Genomic DNA, 23,323 nt, shown 5'->3' on the forward strand with positions numbered 1-23,323 from the left:
TTTTGTGAGGCGCACACCATCCGACAGGCTGCGCCAAACCGCGCCGGAGACGGGGCTCATGAGGCCGCTCCGGCTTGCCCCGAGGCGTGACTCGCCCCATGTTCACGGTATGGCCAAAGCACCGAAATCGCCCGCGCGCCCGTCCGCGCAGTCCTCCGGCCGCGACAGCGCGCTCAGCCCGCGCACGCCGCGCTCCAAGGCGTCCAAGCCAGAATTGAAGCCGCTGGACGAGCATCTGGCCGCGCTGCTCAACCCCGGCATCGCCCGCGAGGCGGCCAGGAGCGCCAAGTCGCAAGCCGATCGCTCCGGCGCCGGCTTCGCCGAGTCGCCGCAGGCCGGCTACGACCCCGACGACGTCGAGGGCGTCGACCCGGCGCTGGCCCGCAAGCTCGGGCTCGATTTTCCTTCCGATGGCGACAACGGCCGCGCCGCCCCGGGCGCCGCCGCGCGCCGCGCCAAGGCGAACCCGCCCCCGGTCGAGGGCGAGATCCACCCCGGCAACCGCAAGCGCGATGTCGGGCTATCGCGCGACGACATCCTCAAGGCCGCGCCCAAGCGCGTGCGCCAGGGCAACGTGCTGCGCGACGAGGACGACGACGACCAGGTGCGCGGCAACGGCCTCGTCGGCGCCACCGCCACCATGGATTCGCTGAAGGCGCTGCTGGAGCAGGGCGACCCGAACCTGCGCGAGAAGAAGCCCTGGGCGCCGCATCGGCCGCCCCGCCCGGACAAATCCGAAGGCGGCAAGCGCTTCGACCTCGTCTCCGAGTTCGAGCCCAAGGGCGACCAGCCCACCGCCATTGCGGAGCTCGTTGAGGGCGTGAAGCGCCACGAGCGCGATCAGGTGCTGCTTGGCGTCACCGGCTCGGGCAAGACCTTCACGATGGCGCAGGTCATCTCCCGCACCAACCGGCCGGCGCTGATCCTGGCTCCCAACAAGACGCTGGCGGCGCAGCTCTACGGCGAGTTCAAGAGCTTTTTCCCCAACAACGCCGTCGAGTATTTCGTCTCCTACTACGACTACTACCAGCCGGAGGCCTACGTCCCGCGCACCGACACCTATATCGAGAAGGAATCCTCGATCAACGAGCAGATCGACCGCATGCGCCACGCCGCCACGCGCGCGCTGCTGGAGCGCGACGACGTCATCATCGTGGCCTCCGTGTCGTGCATCTACGGCATCGGCTCGGTGGAGACCTACACGGCCATGACGTTCACCGTGAAGGTGGGCGAGCGGCTGGACCAGCGCCAGCTCCTGGCCGACCTCACGGCCCTCCAATACAAGCGCAACATGGGCGACTTCTCGCGCGGCACCTTCCGGGTGCGCGGCGACGTGGTCGAGATATTTCCGGCCCACTATGAGGACCGCGCCTGGCGCATCAACCTCTTCGGCGACGAGGTGGAGAGCATCCAGGAGTTCGACCCGCTGACGGGCAACAAGTCGGCCGACCTCGAATTCGTGAAAATATACGCCAATTCGCACTACGTCACGCCCAAGCCTACCCTCCAGCAGGCCGTGAAGAGCATCAAGGACGAGCTCAAGCAGCGCCTCGAGGAGCTCTACCGCATGGGACGGCTGCTGGAGGCGCAGCGGCTGGAGCAGCGCACGCTGTTCGACATCGAGATGCTGGAGGCCACGGGCTCCTGCGCGGGCATCGAGAACTATTCGCGCTATCTCACGGGCCGCCGGCCCGGCGAGCCGCCGCCCACCCTGTTCGAGTACCTGCCCGACAACGCCATCGTGTTCACGGACGAGTGTCACGTCACGGTTCCGCAGATCGGCGGCATGTACAAGGGCGACTTCCGCCGCAAGGCGACGCTGGCCGAATACGGCTTCCGCCTGCCGTCCTGCATGGACAACCGGCCGCTGCGCTTCGAGGAGTGGGAGGCCATGCGGCCCCAGACCGTCCACGTCTCGGCCACCCCCGGAACCTGGGAGATGGAGCGCACCGGCGGCGTGTTCGTGGAGCAGGTCATTCGCCCGACGGGGCTCATCGACCCCGTGATCGACGTCCGCCCGGCCCGCGCGCAGGTCGACGATCTCCTGGGCGAGGTGCGCGAGGTCGCGGCCCACGGCTACCGCACGCTCGTCACGGTGCTGACCAAGCGCATGGCCGAGGACCTGACCGAATACCTGCACGAGAACGGCGTGCGGGTGCGCTACATGCACTCCGACATCGACACCATCGAGCGCATCGAGATCCTGCGCGACCTGCGCCTGGGCGCCTTCGACGTGCTGGTGGGCATCAACCTCTTGCGCGAGGGCCTCGACATTCCCGAGTGCGGCCTCGTCGCCATCCTGGACGCCGACAAGGAGGGATTCCTCCGCTCCGAGACGTCGCTGATCCAGACGATCGGCCGCGCCGCCCGCAACGTCGACGGCAAGGTCATCCTCTACGCCGACCAGGTGACCGGCTCCATGGACCGCGCCATCCAGGAGACCAACCGCCGCCGCGAGAAGCAGAACGCCTGGAACCAGGCCAACGGCATCACGCCTGAGAGCGTGAAGCGCAACATCGGCGATATCCTGGAAAGCGTCTACGAGCGCGACCATGTCCGCGTCGACACCGGCGTCGCCAAGGAGGGCGCGCTGGTCGGCCACAACATGAAGGCCACGCTGGCCGATCTCGAGAAGAAGATGCGCGAGGCCGCCGCCAATCTCGACTTCGAGGTCGCGGCCCGCCTGCGCGACGAGATCAAGCGCCTGCAGGCCACCGAGTTGGTGCTGGCCGCCGACCCGATGGCGACACAGACCCAGGTGGACGAGAAAACGGGCGGCTACGCCGGCCCCAAGAAATACGGCCGCGCCGGCAACCTGCCTCCCGCAGCCGCCAAGCCCGGCCGCGGCGCCGGCACAAGCGGCGACGACCGCTTCCCGGACGGTCCGCGCTTCTCTGACGACACTCCCACCGACGCGCCCCTGCCTCCCACCCGCGCCCGCAAGCCGACGCTGGACGAGATGGGGCCGCACAATCTCGGCGGCGGCCTCGGCCGTCCGCTGGGCGGCGAAGCCGCGGCGGCGCGCAGCAAGGCGGGCCGGCCCGGCACGCGGGCGTTCAGGGGCGGCAAGAAGGGCTGACGGCAAGGCTGCGCGGCCGCACGATCATGTGCGGCGGCGCACATCGGCCTGGCCAAGGCGGGATCATAGAAGCGGCCAACGAAGCCGCACCGAGATCCTCGCCATGTTCCGCGCCCCGACCATCGCCCGCCTCTCCGCCGACGCTCCGCTGCGCATGCCGCAGGGCGGGCGCGTGATGGCCGGCGCGCACCTCGAAGCGCAGCGCCAGTTCCGGATGTCGGTGTGGCTCGTCGCGGCGCTCAGCGTCGCCACCATCGCGATCGCCCTGTTCGGCCCCGCCGCGCCCGTGCAGGTGTCGTCGCTGCCGCCCGCGACGCTGAGCCGCTAAGGCGTCAGGGCGCCGCAGCGCTACGCCGCTATAGCGGCCCCTGGAAGATGAAGAATGCCCCGCCGGCGATCAGTCCGAACCCGACCGCGTGGTTCCAGGTGAGCGGCTCCTTCAGCACCGTCACCGAGAACACGGCGAATACCAGCAGCGTCACCACTTCCTGGATCGTCTTGAGTTGCGCGGCCGAATAGACCGCGTGGCCGATGCGGTTGGCCGGCACGGCCAGGCAGTACTCGAAGAACGCGATGCCCCAGCTGATCACGACCACGAGCGGCAGCGACACGGACGGAAATTTCAGGTGCCCGTACCACGCGAAGGTCATGAACACGTTGGAGGCGACGAGCATTAGGATGGGCGCCACGAAGGCGGAGTGAGGGATCGCGGACATCGGGACCTTTCAGGATCTGCTTCGTTGTGCAAACGACCGGAACATAGGCCAGAGTAGCCCGGAGAGTTCCGATCCTGGATCTCCCCAACCATGGATTGATGGGCTGATGCGCGGATTCGTGATTGCGATCGGGGCGGCCGCGCTGGCGGCCGGCGTCGTCGTGCTCAGGAAGGACAAGCCCGGCGGCATCGGCCGGGTCTGGGAAATCGTCGGGCCGGCCGATCAGGGACCCGTCGACTTCGCCCATCTGGCGCGCCGCCCCGGGCGCAACGATGCGCTGGTTTGCCCTGCCGGTTTCTGCGCCGCGCCTGTCGACCTCACGCCGCCTCGCTACGCCGCAACGCCGGAACAGCTGCGGGAAACCTTGCGCGCGCTGATCCTCGCCAATCCAGACGCCCGGCTGGCGGCCTCCTCCCCGGAGGAGCCGCGCGACCGCTATGTGGTGCGCACGCCGCTGATGCGCTTTCCCGACACCGTAGAGGCAGTGGCGCTGCCGGCCGGGGAGGGCGGGGCCACGCTGGCGATCTATTCGCGCAGCCTTATCGGCAGCAGCGATTTCGGCGTGAACCTCAGGCGCGTGCAGGGCTGGCTGGCGGACCCGCGGCTCGTTGCGCTGCAGCGCGGCTGATCAGCCGTAGCGGATCTTCAGGACCACGATCACGCCCACCAGCGCGAAGGTGATGACGTTGGACCAGATCAGCGGGCCGACGCCCTGCAGCAGCCCGTAGACGAGCCACAGCCCGACGCCCACCAGCAGCGCGCCCTGGGCCAGCAGCGAGATCGCTCGCGTGTCGCGGGTGCGGATCACGCGCAGCGCCTGCGGGATCCAGCACAGGGTCGTGATCAACGCGGCGAGGTTGCCGACGCCTTCGATCATGGCGGGTGACAGCATGGCGGCTCCGGCGGGCAGGCCGCCCGGGAATGCAGGGAGCGAGGTCGGAAGTCAACGGGCGAGCCGCCGCTCCAGCCCCCGCGGCGCCGGGCGCTAACTCTCTCCCGCGCAGCGGGGGAGATGTCGGCGAAGCCGACAGTGGGGGCGGTCGAGCGCCGCTTGGTTTGGCGTTGCGGCGCTCCGCCCCCTCCCTGCCCTCCCCCGCTGCGCGGGAGAGGGTTCCTGGCTGCGGCCTGATCTCCCCGAATCCAGGGCTGCGAACGACTTACGCAAACATCCGAATAGCGTCGTTCGGCCTCGATCTGGAATCCTGCCGGCGCTCCCCCACGCACCGGCCGCTCGGCGGCCCGCCGCGCCCGTGTCGCGCGGCGTCAGACACGGACGGCTACGGCCGAGGGGGACCCATGCTCGAACTCATCATCGTGGCGGCTTATACGGTCGCGGGCTGGCTGCTCAGCGTGGTCGCGAGCGCGAAGCCGGACTTCACGCTCATGATCATCGCGTTCCTGGTCGCCGGCGCGGCGCTGGCGTCGCTTGTCGCCGCGCTCGCGCCGAAGCTGGCCGCGCAGCCGCGGCCGTTCGAGGCTGGCGCCGGAGCGCCCGCTCAGGCGGCCTTGTCGCGGACCTGATAGTCCTTGATGTCCGAGAAGCGGATCGCGGGCGCGCGCTCCTCGTCGTAGCGCAGCGAGAACGGGCTCGCGGCCATGAACACCGGCGCGCCGTCGAGGTCGTCCGCGATGGAGGACAGGTTCTTGGAGATGAAGCTCTCCAGGTCCTGCCGTGCGTCGGACGTGATCCAGCGGCAGATGCTGAAGCGGGTCTGCTCGTAGTCGATCGGCAGGCCGTATTCGGCCAGCAGGCGCTCCTTCAACACGTCGAGCTGGAGGGCGCCGACAACGCCCACGATAGCGCCGGAACCGTCCTGCGGCAGAAAGAGCTGCACGACGCCTTCCTCGGCCATCTGCTGCAGGGCTTCGCGCAGCTTCTTGGCCTTCATGGCGTCCTGCAGCTTCACCCGGCGCAGGATTTCGGGCGCGAAGCTCGGGACGCCGCGGAACAGCAGGTCCTCGCCCTCCGTCAGCGTGTCGCCAATGCGCAGCGTGCCGTGGTTGGGGATGCCGACCACGTCGCCAGCCCAGGCCTCGTCCGCGATGGCGCGGTTGCGGGCAAAAAAGAACTGCGGCGTGTTCAGCGCCATGGGCTTGCCGGTGCGCACCAGCTTGGCCTTCATGCCGCGGCTGAGCCGGCCGGAGCACACGCGCATGAAGGCGATGCGGTCGCGGTGGTTCGGGTCCATGTTCGCCTGGATCTTGAACACGAAGCCGGTCATGCGCGGCTCCTCGGCCTCGACGCGGCGCGTGTCCGCATCCTGCCCGCGCGGCGGCGGCGCAAAGGCCGCCAGCGCGTCGATGAGGTCGCGGACGCCGAAATTACGCAGCGCGCTGCCAAAGAACACAGGCGTCAGATGGCCTTCGCGGAAGGGCTTCAGCTCGAACGGCCGGCAGGCGCCCATCGCGAGCCCGATCTCCTCCGAAAAGGCGTCGCGCTCGTGCTCGGGCAGCATTTCGAGCACGGCGGGCGAGTCCGGGCCGTTCACGGGCTGCGCCTCGTCGTCGGCGTCGAGCCGGCGCACCGTGTTCTTGGCCATGTCGTAGGTGCCCGCGAAGGAGCGGCCCCGGCCGATGGGCCAGTTCACCGGAGCAGTGTCGAGCGCCAGCGTCTTCTCGATCTCGTCCAGGAGGTCGAAGGGGTCGCGGCTCTCGCGGTCGAGCTTGTTGATGAAGGTGACGATCGGGATATCGCGCAGGCGGCAGACCTCGAACAGCTTGCGGGTGCGCGCCTCGATGCCCTTGGCGGCGTCGATCACCATGATGGCGGAATCCACCGCCGTCAGCGTCCGGTAGGTGTCCTCCGAGAAGTCCTCGTGGCCGGGCGTGTCGAGCAGGTTGAAGACGCAGTCGGCGTATTCGAAGGTCATCACCGAGGTGACGACCGAGATGCCGCGCTCCTTCTCGATTCCCATCCAGTCCGAGCGGGCGCTGACGCGGTTCTTCTTGGCCTTCACCTCGCCGGCGAGCTGGATCGCGCCGCCGAACAACAGCAGCTTTTCGGTGAGCGTGGTCTTGCCCGCGTCCGGGTGCGAGATGATGGCGAAGGTTCGCCGGCGGGAGACGGGCGAGCCGTCAGTGACGCTGGCGTCGGTTTTGGAACCGTCGGTCATGGAACCTGCGATCGTGCTGCTGGGCGGCCGGCCAGGGCTGGCGGCCGCTCCCCTGCGACAGAATGGACCAGGAGCTTTCACTCTTGCGAAAGCCGGTCGATGCCCCACATAATCGCTTACCGAAACAATTGAAAGGAGGTGATCCAGTGTCTCATTGTCATCAGCCGCGCCTGTTGGTCTCGACCTGGATCTCCGCCGCCGCGGAGAATTGCGCCTGACGAGGCGTTCCGGGTCCTGCTAGGGACCGCGGTCTCGACAATGGAAAGGCCGTCCCGCGAGGGGCGGCCTTTCTCTTTGACGCATAGGCTTTCAGCGCCGCCGGTGCAGCCGGATTGAGCCCGTCTCGGCCGGCTCGTTTTCCTGCCGCGGTTCCTCCAGCCGCTGCGCGGCCGGCGTCGGGCGGCTCGGCTGGCGCTGTGGAGCGATCGGGGGCGCGCCGCCGGCGGCCTGCTGGGCGGCCGGCTCGCGCGACGCGGCTTCCTGGGCGGCCTCGGCCCGCAGCTTCGCCCGCTGTTGCGCGCGCGACAGCCGGTCGGCCGTGGCTTCGTCCAGGATCGGATCGCGGTGCGGCGAGGCCAGCACGCGCTCGGCCGGCCGCAGCAGCGCCTCCCAGGATTGTCCCTGCACCTTGCAGCCGCAGCCGGCATTCACCTTGCGGCGATACAGGAAGGCGGAGCGCAAGTCCGCGTAGCGCTGGCCCTTCATCGACACGGCGTCGGCCATGCGTCCGCCTTGCGGGACCCTGTAGACCTCCGTGCGGGCCCCGGGGCAGAGCGACGTGCACATGTCCTGCGCGTCGCCGCCGCGCACGGACTGGTTCAGCGGAAAGTAGAAGCCGTCGCAGGAGCGCACGCAGGCGAAGCGGCCGCCCTTCGCCATGAAGCGCTTGCGGGTGGGCGAACCGGCCGGCTCGATCGGCGGCTCGGCCGCCGTGTAAAGGCCCGCGCCTGACACGGTGGCGAAGTAACCTGCGCTAATCGCGGCGGTGGCCTCCGGCTCGGCGGCAAACTGCGCCACCAGGGCCAACGTGGCGTCCGGATTGGGGGACGTGGCGGCGGGCTCGCGCGGCCTGGCCTGCGCTTCGGATTTCGGCGGCGTTGCCTGGGTCGCGGGCGCCTCGCTCCGCGTGGCAAGCATCGGGCGCGCTGTCGGCGGGCGCGGCGTCGGTTGCGGCAGGATCAGGACCGGATCGGCCGCGACCATCTGCGGCGCGTCTGACGGCGCCGCGGCCAAAGGGGCGGGTTGGGGCCGCTTGGGCCGGGACGCGTTGGGTTGCGCCGGAGGTTGATCCTGGGGCTGCACCCGCGCCTGGTTCTGTGGCTGAGAGGGGGGGTGCCGCGCTTGAGCGGGCTGGGAAGTGGCGCTTGCAGCGCGCGCCACGGGCGAGGGGCGCGGGCTCGGCGCTGCGGGCTTCGTGATGTCTGGGGTCGTGGTTGGGTCTGCTTCAGCTTGGTTGCGACGCGCCATGGGCTGCTTTGGCGAGCCCGTCGGCGCCGTCGTGTTGGCCGATGGTGCGGCGTCCGCCTGGGCGGCGGTCGTTAGCGGCTGCTCGGTGTTCCTGGCGGCCTTGGCGACACGGCCCTTGCTGGGCTTGGCGGGCGCTTCCGCTTTCACTGGAGCTTCCTCCTCGACCGGCTCCAGCGCCAGCGGCGGACGGGTCCCCTCCGGTCCGCAGGCGGTGACGCGCTTGCCGAGCCAGTGGTTGCGCTCGAGCTCGTGATGGATGGCGACGAGACGGTCGGCCATGGCCCCGCAATAGCGCTCGGCCCCGGTCAGCACGCTGGGCCGGCCTGTACAGCTCATGGCCTGGTAGGACGCGTGCAACTGCATGTATTCGCTGCGCAGCGCCGCCGTGATCGCCGTGTGATCGCTCCACGGCCAGCGTCGCTGGTCCTCACAGCCCTGGGCGAGCGCCGAGGAGGAGACGAGCACGCCGAGCAACACCGTCAGGGCCGGAAAGGTTTTCGTCATCATGACGAAAAGCTGCCACGCCGAACTTCCGGCATGGCTAACCAACGTGGTTACCAAATATCAAAAACGACGTAGATGGTTTCGTGGTTAATTGAGTATTGCCGGCGTGAATACCGGCTCAGGGGCTCGTGACTGCTCCGGTCTGGAGTTCGGCAGCCCCGACCTGCGCGGCCGCGGGGTTGAGCCCGATGACGCGAACCCGCGACACGAGCGGCGTGGCGGCCGCCTCGTTCGGAACGGATACGGGCGTGGCGGCCGCCGTGGAAGCGGGGCGAACCACGATGTCATTCTCGACCGGCTCTTCGCGCACCGGCTTGCGGTTTGCCGCCACCGCCTTGCCGTTGACCGCCTGCGAGAGCTTCGCCGCGATCTTGGCGTCCACCACGATGTCGGAGCCGCGCCGGGCGATCATTGTTTCGGCGCGCGCCAGAGCCTCCGTCCAGCTCTGGCCCTCGCCCTTGCAGGCGCAGCTCTTGTCGACCGAAGTCCGGTATTTCAGCGCGTTGGGCAGGTCCATGTAGGCCTGTCCGCGGCTCGACACGGCCTCCTGGATGGCGCCGCCCTCCGGCATGCGGAACACGGTGGTTTCGGAGCCCGGGCACAGCGCCTGGCACAGGCTCTCGCTGTCGCCGTCCTCGGGGCGGTTGGCCAGCGGGAAATAGAAGCCGTCGCAAGCCCGGACGCAGACGAGGCGCTTGCCGCCGCGCGGCGAGAACCCGCGGCTGGCCGACGCATGCTCGCCATCGCCGCAGGCCTGGGCGATTTCGGCTCGCAACTGAGCCTTGCGGGCGCGCACATCCTCGCCGCCGCCGGCGGCGATCACGCCCTGCAGCGAGCGCAGGCGTGCGCCGATGCCCCGGCATGCCGCCGGCGGGCCGAAGAACAGGAAGCCGCCTCCGCCACAATTGAGCTGCTGGTAGACGCCGACGAGCTGTCCGTATTCCTGCCGCGCGAGGGAGGCCGACCCGCCGCCCAAGGTGCGGAACTCAGCCTTGAGCGCCTCGCACGACTGCGCGAACGCGCCGCCGGCAACGCCGAGACAGGCGAAAGCCGCCAGAGCGATCCGGCGGCAAGCGTTACGGCGGGGAGGGACCATCATCATGGCTCAAAAACGGCCGTTGAATGACGAAGTTCCGGAGCTGCGTGGTCGTCGACAGCGAAATCCGCACGACCGCCCCGCAGGGTTTACGACCCCTGAAGGGCGGCCGGCGGGAGATCCTTAATCGCGCACGAACTGGCCGTGGTCGCCGAAGTGGGCCGCGCCGCCGCCATAGCCGCGGACAGCCGCCCCGCCATTGTAGTGGCGCCCGCCGCCGTCCCAATGCCGTCCGCCGCCGCCCCAGGGCTGGCGTCCAGCCCAGGCCCCGTTGTGGCGATAGCCGTAGGCCGGGTAGGCCGAACCATAGCGGTAGCTCGAGCGGTAGCGGTTGCCGTATCCATAGCCATAGGCCGGATAGCCGCCATAGCCGTAGCCGCCATAGCCGTAGTCGTCATAGTAGCGATCACGCGCCGCGTTGGTGGCGATCGCGCCCGCGATCAGCCCGAAGGCGCCGATGGCGGCCCGGGCGCCGGCACGGTCATGGCCGCGATAGTAGCGGCGATGCGCGTAGCGGCGGTGGGTCACGTGACGGGTGACGTGATGGCGCTTCTTGTAGGCGACATCCTGCGTGAGATCGCTGGCGGCGACGCCCGTCGCGGCCGCGACCGGGATCGGAGCGGCCGAGGCCGAGCTCGTGAGGCCCGCGAAGGCGCCGCCCACGAGGGCGCCGGCCACCAGCAGGCTCTTGAGCGAGAGGCTATGCTTCAAGGTCGAGACGGTCATGTGTCCTCCTTGGCTCGGCCAGCCGTGCAGGCAAGCGCCTGCGTGGCCGAGCTTCAGAAACACAACGCGAGCTACGGCCCACCCGTTCCGACAACCGCGATCCGCGAGGTTGACGAAGATTCCAGCCCCATTTGAGCTTTGGCGATTCGGCGCTCAGATCACGGCTTCGATCAGGAACGGGCCCTTGCGCCCCAGCGCGGCGCGGAAGAGCTTCTCGAACTCTTCCATGGTCTCCGCCCGGCCACCCTCGACGCCCATGCCCTTGGCCATCGTCACCCAATCGAGGAACGGCTCGTCCAGGTTCAGCATGCGGGCGGCGTTGCGGCCGAACTGGTTGACGCCGACATTGCGCATCTCCCCATGCAGGATCGCGTAGGAGCGGTTGGCGAACACCACGGTGACGACGTCCAGGTTCTCGCGCGCCTGCGTCCAGAGGCCCTGCACGGTGTACATGCCGCTGCCGTCCGCCTGCAGGCCGACGACCTTGCGGTCCGGGCAGGCCACCGCCGCGCCGGTCGCCATCGGGATGCCGACCCCGATCGCGCCGCCGGTGAGCTGCAGATAGGTGTGCGGGGCGGAATTTTCCGAGATCTTGAAGAACTTGCGGCCGGAGCTCACCGCCTCGTCGCACACGATGGCGCCTTCGGGCAGCAGCTTCGCCACCGCGTAGCCGACCGAGTCGGCCGTGAGCGCGCCCGGCGGCAGGGCGTCCGCGAGGCCGCCCGGCTGGACGAGGCGCGGCTGCTCCTTGGCGCCGACCTCGTCGGCGATCCACGAGAGCGCGTGGACGAGATCGTCGCCGGGCCTTGCCAGCGTCTGCACCTCGCAGTCGTCGCGGATGAGGCGGCCGGGCTTGCCCGGATAGGCGAAGAACGCGACCGGAACCTGCGTGCCCAGCATCAGCAGCACGTCGATGTCGGCGAGGTGCTCGACGCCCTGGTCCACCGGATAGGGCACCTTGTCGACAGACACGCGGCCGACGCCGTGCTCGATGCGGTTGATGCTCTGCGGGGTGAGCAGGCGCAGGCCGGTCTTGGCGGCGATGCGGCCCGCGATCGTCAGCCCCTCGGTGCGCAGCGCCTTGCCGGTCATCAGCATGGCGACGCGCTTGCCCGAGCGAAGCGCCGCCACAGCGTCCCGGATGGCGTCGGCGCTGACATGCGGGAGGGCCGGCAGCGGCGTGCGCTCCACGGGGGCGGGAGCGAGATCGCCCCAGGCGGCGTCGCCCGGCAGGGTCATGACGGCCACGCCCGGCAGCGTCATGGCGGCCACATAGGCCTGCGCGGTGGTGGGGGCGATGTCCTCGGGGGTCCTGGTCTCCGCGTACCAGTGGCACATGGGCTTCGCCAGGCTGGCGATGTCGCTGGTGAGCGGCGCGTCGTGCTGGAGATGGTAGGTCGCGTGGTCGCCGACCACGTTCAGCATCGGCGTGCGGGCGCGCCGGGCGTTGTGCAGGTTGGCGAGGCCGTTGGCGAGGCCGGGGCCGAGATGCAGCAGCGTGGCGGCGGGCTTGTCGGCCATGCGGCCATAGCCGTCCGCCGCGCCGGTCACGACGCCTTCAAAGAGGCCCAGCACGCAGCGCATTTTGGGCTTGCGGTCCAGCGCCGCCACGAAATGCATCTCGGACGTGCCCGGATTGGCGAAGCACACGTCGATGTCATTGGCGAGCAGCACGTCGCACAGCCGGTCGGCGCCATTCATGAGGATCTCTTGGGGTTGGGTTCAGTTTCGATCACGACCATGGCCCGGAGCGGGCGTTGGTGGAAGCCGTTGTGGGCCTTAGGCTGGCGCTCTCCACCGTCATCCCCGGGCTTGACCCGGGGACCCACGCGCTGGGCGCCGGCGTGGATGGCCGGGACAAGCCCGGCCATGACGGGATCGGGTGGTGAGCCTTACAGCCCGATGCAGCCGTATTTGATGTTCAGGTAGTCATCGAGGCCATACTTGGAGCCCTCGCGGCCCAGCCCCGACTCCTTGACGCCGCCGAAGGGCGCGACCTCGGTGGTGATCACGCCGGCGTTGATGCCGACCTGCCCATACTGCAGACCCTCCATCACCCGAAAGGCCCGGCCGAGGTCGCGCGTATACGCGTAGGCGGCGAGGCCGAACTCCGTGTCGTTGGCCATCGCGACGGCCTGCTCTTCCGTGTCGAAGCGGAACAGCGGCGCGAGGGGGCCAAAGGTCTCTTCCTTGGCGACCTTCATGCCGGGCGTGACGTCGGCCACGATGGTGGGCTCGAAGAAGGAGTGGCCCAGCGCATGCCGCTTGCCGCCCGTCACCACGCGGCCGCCCTTGGCGAGCACGTCGGCGATGTGCTCCTCCACCTTCTCGACGGCTTTCTCATCGATCAGCGGGCCCTGGGTGACGCCGGGCTCGAGGCCATTGCCGACCTTCAGGTCGCGCACCGCCTTGGCGAACTTTTCCGCGAAGGCGTCATAGACGCCGGCCTGCACATAGAAGCGGTTGGCGCACACGCAGGTCTGGCCGGAGTTGCGGTATTTCGAGCCGATCGCGCCCTCCACGGCGGCGTCGAGGTCGGCGTCGTCGAAGATCAGGAACGGCGCATTGCCGCCGAGCTCCATGGAAACGCGCTTCATGGTGCCGGAGGCCTGCTTCATCAGGAGCTTGCCGATCTCGGTGGAGCCCGTGAACGTCACCTTCTTGACCAGCGGGTTCGACGTCATCTCGCCGCCGATCTGGGTGGCCGAGCCGGTGAGGATGTTGATCACGCCCGGCGGAATGCCGGCTTCCTCGGCGAGGAGGCCCCACGCGATGGCCGAATAGGGCGTCTGCGTGGCGGGCTTGGTCACCACCGTGCAGCCGGCGGCCAGCGCGGCGCCGAGCTTGCGCGAGAGCATGGAGGACGGGAAGTTCCACGGCGTGATCGCCGCCACGACGCCGACCGGCTCCTTGGTGACCAGGATCCGCCGGTTGGCCCAGGGCGACGGGATCGTGTCTCCATAGACACGACGCGCCTCCTCGGCGAACCACAGCACATAGGCGGCGCTGATGCCGACCTCGCCGCGCGCTTCGGCCAGCGACTTGCCCTGCTCGGTGGTGAGGAGCACGGCGAGCTCCTCCTTGTTCTTCTCCAGCGCGGCCGCGAGCTTGCGCAATTTGTCAGCGCGCTCGGCCGCCGTGGTGGCGCGCCAGCCCTCGAACGCCTTCTGGGCCGCCGCGATGGCGCGCTTGGTTTCGGCCGCGCCGCAGTTCGGGACCGTGCCGATCACCTCGCCGGTGGCCGGGTTGGTGACCTCGATGGTCCCCGCCGAGTCAGCGTCGATCCACTCGCCGCCGATCAGGTTCTTTTCGCGCTGGAAGGGCAGGAGCTTGGACATGGGCTGGTCTCCGGACGATGGGTGTGTGTGTCGGGCTTACGGTAGTGCGGCCCGGATTGTGGCGTCTGCGAAAAGGTGGCGCCAGAAGCGCATTCGGCCGCACATTCTGCGGCCTGCCTTGGCTCAGCGCACCAGGCCGAGATAGACAAGAATGCCCCGGTTCACGGCCGCCATCTCGCGGGAGCCCAGAGCGCCGATCCGGGCGCCCATCTTTGTGAGCGGGACGGTGGTGATCTTGTCGACCATGACGTGCGAGGGGGCGCGGAGCCCGTTGGCGGGTTCGGGCTCGACCGCGACGCGAATGAACGGCGCTCCGGTCAGGTCAGAGGTGAGTGGGCACACCGTCAGGGACGCCGAATTGGCGAAGTCGTCGTCCCGCACGATCAGCACGGGGCGGGGCTTGCCGGCGTAGTCTGGGCCGCCGGACATGGTCCACAAATCGCCACGCAGCATCAACTCTTGAACTCTGAGATCGCGTCGACGAAGTCCTGGTCGTCCTGCGCGTGAGGGCTGGCCGCCACGGCGGCGGCCTGTCGGCGCGCTTCGGCCTTGAACTCCGGCGTTCGGACGTCCGGGACCCAAAACTGCACAAGCCGAAGTCCTTCGGCCTTCTGCCGATCTCGGAAACTTTTGACCCGATCGCGGTTTGCGTCTCGCTGCGGGGTGGTGCTCATCCGACGGCTCCGATGCGTTACATGTAATGTAAGCGCATCGGCCACTCGCGCAAGTTCGCCCCTAATACTCGATCTCATACGCCGCGCCTGCGGAGGCGCCGCCGTTTGCGCCGACCTGGCCGCGGAGCTTGATGTTCTTGGTGACGTCAATGTCGACGCCCACGCCGGTGTCGGCCGGGTTGACGCCGGCGCGCACGCCGATGCGGACGCGGCGGTTGACGTATCGGCTGACGCCGACGCCGAGGCCACCGCCCGAGCCGGCGCTAACATCGAGGCTGTCGGCCCCCAGCGCCTTGCGCAGGCCGCCGAGCAGGTCCGGACCGCCGCCGCCCGAGAGCTGCGCGATGGTCTGGGCGAGCTGCAGCGCCTGCACGCCCGTGAGGCCTCCGGCCGCCCGGCCGAACAGGATGCGCGACAGGATCTCGTCCTGCGGCAGGCCGGGCGTCGACGTGATCGCGAATGTCGGCTCGTTGGCGACGCCCGTGATGGCGATCTGGGCCGTGATGTCGGCGGCCTGCGTCTGCGCCAGGAAGTCGAGCTCCGGCGTGAGGTCGCCCGCGAAAGTCAGGCGGCCGCGGACGAGGTCGATGCGCTGGCCGGCGAGATCGATGCGGCCGTTGCGCAGGTTGAAGGCCCCGATGGCGTTGGGCGCACGGCTGGTGCCGGTGAGGCGCAGGTCGCCGCCGAGCTCGGCTTCCAGCCCGCGGCCGCGCACGAAGATGCGGTTCTGGGCCGTGAGCGTGAGGTCGAACGCCGCCACGAAGGGCGGGCCGGCGCGCTTGGCCCCGGCGCGGCGCGCCGCCGCAAGGCGGGCGCGGGCGGCCGGGCCGGGCGCGATGTGCTTCGTGTTGGGCAACGGCTCCGCGACGCCGGACAGGCGCTCGGGGATGGACACGTCCATCGAGATCACGTCGACGCGGCCGGCGATGCGGGGCGTCTGCGCCAGCGCGCCGCTCAGCGCGAGCGAAAGGTTCGCGGTGGCCGAAACGGTGTCGTTGGAGACGAGCTCGGCCCGGTTGCCGGTGATGCGGATGTCGGCCGGGAAGCCGGCCGCAGGATCGACACGGACGCGTCCCGAGGCCGAGAGCGTGCCGCCGTTGCGGGTGGCGGCCGTGAACCGCTCGATCGCGATGTCCTCGCCGCGGGCGGCGAAACGGCCTTCGATGGACTGGAGGCGAATGCCCGCGATGGGATCGTTGAAGCTGCCGCCTGTGAGCGATGCGGTTCCGCCGATCTGCGGCGCGGACGTCCGGCCCTGGACGCGCAGGTCGAGATTGAGGCGGCCGGTGACGCGCTGGCCGCCGGCCGCGAGCAGTCCGTTGGCCAGCGAGGCGTCGAGGGGGCCGCGGATCGTCAGGTCGAGCGCGCCGGCGGCGTTGAGGGGGGCCGAGCCGCCGACCCGCACGCTCGCGCCGGGCCCGGCCGAAACGGTGGCGTTGACGGTCGCACGCTGCCCGTCGAGCCGGCCATCCGCCCTCACGTCGATCGGGGGCACGCCGGCGTTCCGGCTCGCGGCCGTTGCGGCGCGCGAAACGCTGAGGCGATAGGGGCCGGTAGGCGCGGCGGCGGTTCCGCCCAGTTCGGCGTGGGCGTCCAGCGTGCCGGCGAGGCCAAGGCCGGGAGAGATCAGATCGGCGATCGAGAGCGGCACGTTCGTGGCGTCGGCCGTGAGCGCAAGGCGATTGCCCGCGCGCCCGGCAACGCGCAGGCGGCCCGTTCCCGCCGTGATGGCCAGCCCCGGGATCACCACGTCGCCGTTCTCGATCGTGATCGAGGTCGCGCCCGCAAGGGCGAGGCGCTGCTTGTTGCGCGTGAGGCTCAGGGTCGAGAGATCGACGCGGATGGGCGGGCCGGGCAAGAGGCGGCCTTCGGCGTTCACGTCCATGTCGCCAATGGCCGCGAGCGTGAAGGCGCTCGCCTGCTGCGTGCCGCGGCTGGTGAGCCGGAGCGTCTTGAACCGCACGCCGCCCAGCACGGCGTCCTCGGCCGAGGCGTTCCCGTCCACCACCGGGGCCGCGTAGATGTCGGCGGCGGTGAGGCGCGCTTCGAGGCGCCGCAGGCTCTGGCCCGCCGCCGTGATGCGGTCTCCGGTCGCCGTGATGGCGGCGTTCTGCTTGCCGTCCGGCGCCGAGAGATCCACGGCCGCGTCGAGCCGTCCTGCGAGCGGCACGAGGGCCAGCGCCGAAAGGTCGTTCAGGTCGCCGGCCGTGAGCGCGACCTTGCCGGCCAGCAGCGTGCGCTCGTCGATGGTGAGGCCGCCGGCGAGGCGCACGGAGCCGATGGTCACGTCGAGCTCTTCGAGGCGGCTGTTCGCGCCCTGGCGAATGAGGTGGAATCCGCCCCGCGCGGGCTTGCGGTCCACTTCGCCGTCGAGCTTCAGGCGCGCGTCGAGGTCGCCCGTGACGTTGGTGGCCGTCAGGTCAACGGCGAGGCGCGGGATCGGCTTGCCGAGCGCGCGCGCGTCCGTGACGGTGAGGTTGGCGGTGACGTCCGGCCGCTCCAGCGAGCCGGTGAGGTTGGCCTGCGCCTCGGCGCGCCCGGTGATGCGGTCGTCGACGCGCTTCAGCTCCGGCAGGGTGAGCCGCGCCACCAGGTTGGCGGCCTCCGTGGTGGCGTCGCCGTCGATGCGTGTCTGGATGTTGGGACCGTCGATGCGCAGGTCCGCAAAGCCGAGGCCGCCCGGCAGGCGCCGCGCCAGGCCCTTGATGGAGACCTGCCCGGCCAGCGCCCGGTCGAGTTGCTCGACGCCGACGCGGGCGTCGTTCAGCCGCCCGTCCAGGGCGGCGTCGATGCGGTAGCGGCCGGGATCGCCCGTGACCTTGGCCTCCAGCTCAGCCGAGCCGCCGAGTTCGCGCCCGACGAGGCCCGAGAACGCCGCGATCCGGGGCACGCGCGCGTTGGCGGTTCCGGTGACGGTGCGGCGGCCGACAACGCCCGTCCAGTTGGTTTCGAGCGTTGGCGTGGCCAGCCGGGCTTCGGCCAGGTCGGCGTTGAAGCTGGCGTCCACCTTGCCGCGCGCCACGATGTCGAGGCGGTCGCCGATGGCGCGCGCCTCGCCGGCGTCTACCGGGGCGACGCCGCGCGCATGGGCGTCGAACGACACGGCGGAGCGCGTGTCGGCCGCGCCCTCGGCGGCGGGATTGATGGCGAGCGCGCCCGTCACGGACGCGACCTTGCCCCAGGGAACCGAGATCTCGCGTCCGTCCAGGGTGGCCTGCACGTTGGGCGACGTGGCTGCGCCCTTGGCGGTGGCGTCCAGCGTGAGGCGGCCGATCTCGGCGTCGCCCGCGCGGGTGCGCGCGCCATCGGTCGGCACCGCCCGGATGGCGAGGCGCATGTCCATCTGCTGCTGGGCGTCGATGGTGCCGCCCACCGTAAGACGGGCGGCGCGGGCCGCGATCTCGACATTGCGGACATTGAGGCCGCCGTCGTCGCCCACCAGCACGTCGCCGTTGAGGTCGGTCGAGCCGGCGAAAATGGGTGCGACCACGGGCGGCAGCAGGGCCGAGATGCGCGCGCCCAGCGCCAGGGCGAGGCGGCGGCTCGCGCCTTCGCGGGTCACGGTGGCGCGGCCCTGCGCGCCGAGCTCGGGGCCCGACACGAAGTTCAGGCTGGCGGCGAAATTGTCGAGCGGGCCGTCGCCCTGCACCTTGAGGTCGATCGGCGGCTGGCCGGGGAGATTGGCCACGCTGGCGACAAGGCCGCCCTGCGGCTCGGTGAAGTCAAGGTTCACGGCGAGCCGCGCGGTCTGCGGCACGTAGTTGAGCCGCACCGCGAAGCGGCCCTGCGCGTCGGTGCGGGTGGCCTGCAGGTTGAGGTCGAGCCCCTCGGAGGGGTTGCCCAGCACGGTGTTGCCCTGCACGGCGATGCGGGCGGCCTGGCCCAGCACGGGCTCGCCGAGCGCCAGCTCCTTCATGCTGAAATTCTTGACGATCAGCTTCACGGGCAGGGCTGGAAGCGCCGGCGCCTCGGCGGCCTTCGCGGCGTCGGCCTCGTCGGGCGTCGGCTTACGCGCGATGGTGATCTTGTCGATCTCCAGCGCGCTGATGTCGAGGCGGCGGGCGAGCAGGGCGGTGCGGCTCCACGCGATGCGGGCGCGGTCGAGCGTGATCCAGACGCCGTTCTTGTCCGAGATCTGCACGTCGCGGATCACCGCGTCGGACGAAAGCGCGCCCTCGACGGCGCCGATGCGGACGCGGTTCTCGGGCGTCGACAGCGCCCAGGAGAAGAGCTTGGCGAGCGAGCCCTGGTCGCTCTCCTGCGCCCAGGCGGGGCGCTCGCCGAGCGTGGCGTAGCCGACCGCAGAGGCGGCCAGGCAGGCGAGAAGGCCGGCGCTGAGCTTTCTCATCAGAAGGACTGCCCGATGCTGATGTAGATGGACACGGGCTTGTCGCCCTTGCGCGGGTTCACGGGCGCGGCCACGTCGAGGCGGATGGGCCCGAGCGACGTGTAGTAGCGCAGGCCCAAGCCGGCCGCGACGCGGATGGGCTCGTTGAAGCGCGGATAGCGCTCCGCATAGGCCTGCCCGGCGTCCACGAAGGGCACGACGCCGATCGTGTCGGTGATCTTGATGCGCGCCTCGATGGAGCCGTCCACGAGACTCTGGCCGCCGATCGGGATCCGGCCGATGCGCGGGCTCAGGCTCTGGTAGCGATAGCCGCGCACGGAGCCGCCGCCGCCGGCGTAGAACCGGTAGTTGGAGGGAATGTCCTCCAGGTCGCCGCCGATGATCGAGCCGAGGCCGACGCGGGCGGCCAGGATGTAGCGGGCGTCCTCGTCCAGCGCGTAATAGGCCGAGGCGTTGGCCTTGGCGATCGTCATCCCGACGGTGGAGCCCAGGAAGGCCGGGTAGGGCGTCACCGCGGCCGAGAACCGGACGCCGCGGCTGGGGTCCAGCGGCTTGTCGGTGGAGTCGTAGGTGTAGGACACCGGCACGCCGACCAGCGTGTAGTCGATCTGGCCCAGCGCGTCGCTGCTCTGGCCGCGCTCGGCGCGCAGGCCGACCTGGAAGGCGCTGGTGTCGGAGAAGCGGTGGCGCAGGTCGATCTCGCCGCCGGCGCGGCGCACCGTGTAGGCGTAGCCCTTTTCGCGGGCGGCCTGCGCGGAGGCGAGGAAATCGTTGCGCGTGCCCCAGAGGCCGGGCTTCAGGAAGGTGAAGCCGAAGCGGCCGCCGATGTCGGAGCTGACGAGGCGCTTCTCGTCGCGCCTGTAGGCAGGTTCGCCGATCGCCCGGCCGGTGTAGAAGCTCGACGCCTCGAGGCGCAGCACCTCGCCGCCGCCGAACATGTTGCGGTCGGTCCAGTAGGTGCGAACTTCCGGGCCGTCCACGGTGGAATAGGAGGCCGAGACGCCCAGCGCATGGCGCTTGCGCTCGGAGAGCTCCACGAAGATCGGCAACCCGCCATTGCGGTCCAGCGCCTCGCCCTCGCGGATGCGCACGCCGCCCAGCGCCTCAATGCGGCCGACGGACTTGCGGATGCCCGCGAGCGCGGTGGGCGAATAGGGATCGCCCGGCTCGGCGTAGATGAATGAGCGCACCACCGCGGGATCAACGCCCGGGGCGCCCGACACCGTGATGGCGCCGAGCTGCGCGACGGGGCCCGGACGCACCCGCAGGGTGATATCCATCGCCCGCTCGGGGTGGATCACGACGGGCGAGCGCGACGTGATCTTGGCGAAGGGGTGGCCCTTCTCGCGGAAATTGTCGACGATGCCGGCCTCGGCGGCCACCACCTCGGCCGATCGGGCCGGCTCGCCCGGCTGGGCCTTGATGGCGCGCTCGGGCAACTCCTGGCGCGAGAAAGGCTGGCCGGTGGCGTCGTCCAGCACGATGACGTTTCGGAATTTGTACTGAGGGCCGGCGTCGACGACGATGCGGACCGGCACTTTCGCCCGCGCCCGATAGGCCTCCACGGCCCGCACGGCCGCATCGGTGCGGCTCGCGCCCAGCGCCAGGGGCACGCCCGCGACCTCGATGGTAACGGCGGCGTCATAGAAACCGATGCCCCACAAGGCGTCGACGATCTTGGGCAGGTCGCTTTCGGCGATGCGCACCAGCTGGTCCGGCGCGCCCGGCGCCTGGTTGCGCAACTTCTGCAGCGAGGACGCGTCCTCGATGGCGGTCTCGACCTCGCGCGGCGCATCCTGCCGGTCGATCTTCAGCTCGTACGGGAAGGCCGTGGCCGAGGGTTCCGGCGGCTTTTCACCAAATCCAAGCGCGCCCAGGATGTCCAGGGCCAACGCCTGTCGGCCCGGAAGGACTGAAAATCCCGCCAGGACGCACGCGCACGCAACAACAAGTCTTCGACCCACCAGAACGCTCCCCTCACCGGGAGCGAACGCCTCTACGCGACGATTGTTCCCGGGGTTGTGGGGCTCAGGTTAGTCGAAACACCTACTGATTGCACCGGGACGGAACCGCACCCTGGAGGACGGGCGCCGCGCTGTTTCGACACGGCTGGCCCCACGCCTCGCCGTCATCCCCGGCGGCGCGCAGCGCCGGGAAGGGGATCCAGGGGTGCGCGCCTTTGCCCCTGGATCCCCTTCCCGGCCTGCTGCGCAGGCCGCCGGGGATGACGGGAGGGCAGGCTCACAAAAACCCGATCGAGATCCATGGCACGGCCGCGACGACGATCAACCCGACCACCAGCGCGAGCAGGTAGCCCCAGATGGGGCGCATGCCTTCGTCCGGGCTGACGCGGCCGATCGCGCAGGCGGCGTAGTAGCCGACGCCGAAGGGCGGGGCGAAGAGGCCGATGCCCATGGAGAGGATCACCACCATGGCGTAGTGCACCTCGTGCACGCCGAGCTGGCGGGCGATGGGAAACAGCAGCGGGCCGAACAGCACGATGGCGGGGATGCCCTCCAGAACGCTGCCCAGGATGATGAAGGCCACGATCGACACGGCCAGGAAGCTCGCGCCGCCGCCGGGCAGCTTGGCCATCATGGCGGCGAGGTCGCGCGAGAAGCCGGACTGCGTCAGCGCCCACGCCATCGCGGTTGCGGCCCCGATGATGAACAGGATCGCGCCCGAGAGCGCCGCCGTCTCCACCAGCATGGGGACGACGCGGCGCCAGTTGAACTGGCGATAGATCAGCAGCCCGGCCGCGACCGAGTAGACGATTCCGATGGTCGACACCTCGGTGGCGGTGGCGACGCCCTCCACGACGGCGGCCCGGATGATGAAGGGCAGCGCCAGCGCGGGCAGCGCGATCGCGAAGGTGCGGGCGATCTCGGCGCCGGTGGCGCGGCGCACATGCGAGAGGTCCTCGTTCCGATAGCGATGCCGCACCACGAGGCAGAGCGTGATGGCGAGCACCACGCCGGGCAGCAACCCGCCGGTGAACAACGCCGCGATGGAGACGCCCGTCACCGACCCTATGGTGATCAGCACGAGGCTGGGCGGGATCGTCTCGGTCTGCGCGCCGGTGGCCGAGAGCAGCGCCACGAGGTCGCCTGGCTTCGCTCCGCGCGCCTTCATCTCGGGAAACAGCACCGGCGCGACCGCGGCCATGTCGGCCGCCTTGGCGCCCGAGATGCCGGACACGAGATACATTGCGCCGACCAGCACGTAGGAGAGGCCGCCCCGCACGTGGCCGAGCAGGCTGGCCAGGAACTGCACCATAGCGCGGGCCATGCCGGTCATCTCGATCAGCAGGCCGAGAAACACGAACAGCGGCACCGACAGGAGGATGAGGTGCGACATGCCCTCGTCCATGCGGCCGATCACCACCAGCATGGGCACGCTCGTGGTGGTGGCGAGATAGCCGAAGCTCGCCAGCCCGAACGCGAACGCGATCGGCACGCCCGACAGCACCGTGGCGGCCACGATGCCGACAAAGAAGATCAGCAGGTTGACGTTGCCGAGCGGCTTCAGGGCCGGCCCGAGCAGCCAGATCGCAACGCTGACCGCGAGCACGCCGCCCAGCGCCCCGACCGTGGTGGCGAGATCGGCCACGCGGGCGAGGCGCAGCAGCGCCAGCGCGATCATCAGCACCACGCCGACGCACAGCGCCGCCGCCCGCCAGGCGTTCTGGATCTCCAGCGCCGGGGTGGTGATGTAGGTTTCCTCATAGGCGTAGTCATAGGCCGGGTAGACGATCAGCAGCAGAAACGCGAGCGCGGCCGCCAGCGCCACCGCGTCCAGAAACGCCCGGGCGCGCGGGCCGACCTTGCCGACCAGCGCAGTCATCCGCATGTGCTCGCCGCGCCCGAACGCCACCACGGCGCCCAGCATCGCGAGCCACAGAAACAGGATGGAGGCGAGCTCGTCCGACCACACCAGCGGCTTGTGCAGCACGTAGCGCGCCACGATGCCGGCGAAGAGCACCAGCACCTCGGCGGCGACCAGGATGGCGGCCGGGATCTCGACCGCCCGGCAGATCGCGGCCTCGATCCGCGCCGCCACCCCGCGCGCGCCGGTGGCGGGGACGGCCGCGTGGGGCTCGATCGTTTGTATGCTCGCCATGATCCTGAAACCCGGCCGAAAAGGCGCAAGTCGTTCAATCCGAGAGCTGGCCACCTCTCCAGAACCCTCATCCTGAGGAGCAGGCCCACTTGGGCCTGCGTCTCGAAGGACGAGGGGTCCAGAGCGCTCCGGACTGCTCGCTC

General features: G+C 70.1%; 17 protein-coding genes. 4 read left to right on the plus strand and 13 right to left on the minus strand.

Features of this window, described 5'->3' with window-relative positions:
* Positions 1–109: 109 nt before the first annotated feature.
* Together uvrB and AC1DSZ_RS08475 are read left to right on the plus strand one after the other, a co-directional pair.
* Positions 110–3,079, plus strand: coding sequence for an excinuclease ABC subunit UvrB (uvrB, locus tag AC1DSZ_RS08470; RefSeq protein ID WP_476837938.1), 2,970 nt, complete (start codon positions 110–112; stop codon positions 3,077–3,079).
* Positions 3,080–3,182: 103 nt separating this feature from the next.
* Entirely contained in the window at positions 3,183–3,407 is a 225-nt protein-coding gene (locus AC1DSZ_RS08475; protein WP_476837939.1) for a hypothetical protein, read from the plus strand.
* 28 nt (positions 3,408–3,435) lie between these two features.
* Here AC1DSZ_RS08475 and AC1DSZ_RS08480 read toward each other — a convergent pair whose 3' ends face one another.
* Entirely contained in the window at positions 3,436–3,795 is a 360-nt protein-coding gene (locus tag AC1DSZ_RS08480; RefSeq protein WP_476837940.1) for a DMT family protein, read from the minus strand.
* A gap of 106 nt (positions 3,796–3,901) precedes the next feature.
* Here AC1DSZ_RS08480 and AC1DSZ_RS08485 point away from each other — a divergent pair, with 106 nt between their 5' ends.
* Positions 3,902–4,423: a DUF1499 domain-containing protein gene (locus AC1DSZ_RS08485; protein ID WP_476837941.1), complete on the plus strand. Its 522-nt coding sequence runs from the start codon at positions 3,902–3,904 to the stop codon at positions 4,421–4,423.
* Here AC1DSZ_RS08485 and AC1DSZ_RS08490 read toward each other — a convergent pair whose 3' ends face one another.
* Entirely contained in the window at positions 4,424–4,687 is a 264-nt protein-coding gene (locus AC1DSZ_RS08490) for a SemiSWEET transporter (RefSeq protein ID WP_476837942.1), read from the minus strand.
* 404 nt (positions 4,688–5,091) lie between these two features.
* Here AC1DSZ_RS08490 and AC1DSZ_RS08495 point away from each other — a divergent pair, with 404 nt between their 5' ends.
* On the plus strand, positions 5,092–5,316 hold the full coding sequence (locus AC1DSZ_RS08495; RefSeq protein WP_476837943.1) for a hypothetical protein: 225 nt from the start codon (positions 5,092–5,094) through the stop codon (positions 5,314–5,316).
* Here the strand turns inward: AC1DSZ_RS08495 and AC1DSZ_RS08500 are convergent.
* The 11 genes from AC1DSZ_RS08500 to AC1DSZ_RS08550 all read right to left on the minus strand — a co-directional run bounded on the left by AC1DSZ_RS08500 (position 5,292) and on the right by AC1DSZ_RS08550 (position 23,180).
* On the minus strand, positions 5,292–6,908 hold the full coding sequence (locus tag AC1DSZ_RS08500; protein WP_476837944.1) for a peptide chain release factor 3: 1,617 nt from the start codon (positions 6,906–6,908) through the stop codon (positions 5,292–5,294). The genes AC1DSZ_RS08495 and AC1DSZ_RS08500 overlap by 25 nt on opposite strands.
* 309 nt (positions 6,909–7,217) lie before the next feature.
* Complete coding sequence (locus AC1DSZ_RS08505) at positions 7,218–8,882, minus strand: DUF2865 domain-containing protein (protein WP_476837945.1); 1,665 nt, start codon at positions 8,880–8,882, stop codon at positions 7,218–7,220.
* Positions 8,883–8,997: 115 nt separating this feature from the next.
* Positions 8,998–9,975 (minus strand): DUF2865 domain-containing protein, encoded by a 978-nt coding sequence (locus tag AC1DSZ_RS08510; protein WP_476837946.1) that lies wholly within the window; start codon positions 9,973–9,975, stop codon positions 8,998–9,000.
* A gap of 123 nt (positions 9,976–10,098) precedes the next feature.
* Complete coding sequence (locus AC1DSZ_RS08515; RefSeq protein WP_476837947.1) at positions 10,099–10,701, minus strand: hypothetical protein; 603 nt, start codon at positions 10,699–10,701, stop codon at positions 10,099–10,101.
* Between the two features lie 153 nt (positions 10,702–10,854).
* Positions 10,855–12,402: an acetolactate synthase large subunit gene (locus AC1DSZ_RS08520; protein ID WP_476837948.1), complete on the minus strand. Its 1,548-nt coding sequence runs from the start codon at positions 12,400–12,402 to the stop codon at positions 10,855–10,857.
* 191 nt (positions 12,403–12,593) lie between these two features.
* Entirely contained in the window at positions 12,594–14,039 is a 1,446-nt protein-coding gene (locus AC1DSZ_RS08525) for an NAD-dependent succinate-semialdehyde dehydrogenase (protein ID WP_476837949.1), read from the minus strand.
* A gap of 123 nt (positions 14,040–14,162) precedes the next feature.
* A complete protein-coding gene (locus AC1DSZ_RS08530) occupies positions 14,163–14,492 on the minus strand; it encodes a type II toxin-antitoxin system PemK/MazF family toxin (protein ID WP_476837950.1) in 330 nt (109 codons plus the stop codon).
* A complete protein-coding gene (locus AC1DSZ_RS08535) occupies positions 14,492–14,713 on the minus strand; it encodes an antitoxin MazE-like protein (protein ID WP_476837951.1) in 222 nt (73 codons plus the stop codon). The genes AC1DSZ_RS08530 and AC1DSZ_RS08535 overlap by 1 nt, the downstream gene beginning before the upstream one ends.
* Positions 14,714–14,774: 61 nt before the next feature.
* A complete protein-coding gene (locus tag AC1DSZ_RS08540) occupies positions 14,775–19,061 on the minus strand; it encodes a translocation/assembly module TamB domain-containing protein (protein WP_476837952.1) in 4,287 nt (1,428 codons plus the stop codon).
* The gene (locus AC1DSZ_RS08545) at positions 19,061–20,953 is read right to left on the minus strand and encodes an autotransporter assembly complex protein TamA (protein ID WP_476837953.1); all 1,893 of its coding nucleotides are present in this window, start codon (positions 20,951–20,953) and stop codon (positions 19,061–19,063) included. The genes AC1DSZ_RS08540 and AC1DSZ_RS08545 overlap by 1 nt, the downstream gene beginning before the upstream one ends.
* A gap of 349 nt (positions 20,954–21,302) precedes the next feature.
* On the minus strand, positions 21,303–23,180 hold the full coding sequence (locus AC1DSZ_RS08550) for a TRAP transporter large permease (protein WP_476837954.1): 1,878 nt from the start codon (positions 23,178–23,180) through the stop codon (positions 21,303–21,305).
* Positions 23,181–23,323: the final 143 nt, after the last annotated feature.

The organism is Alsobacter sp. P4_H11 (assembly GCF_056400925.1).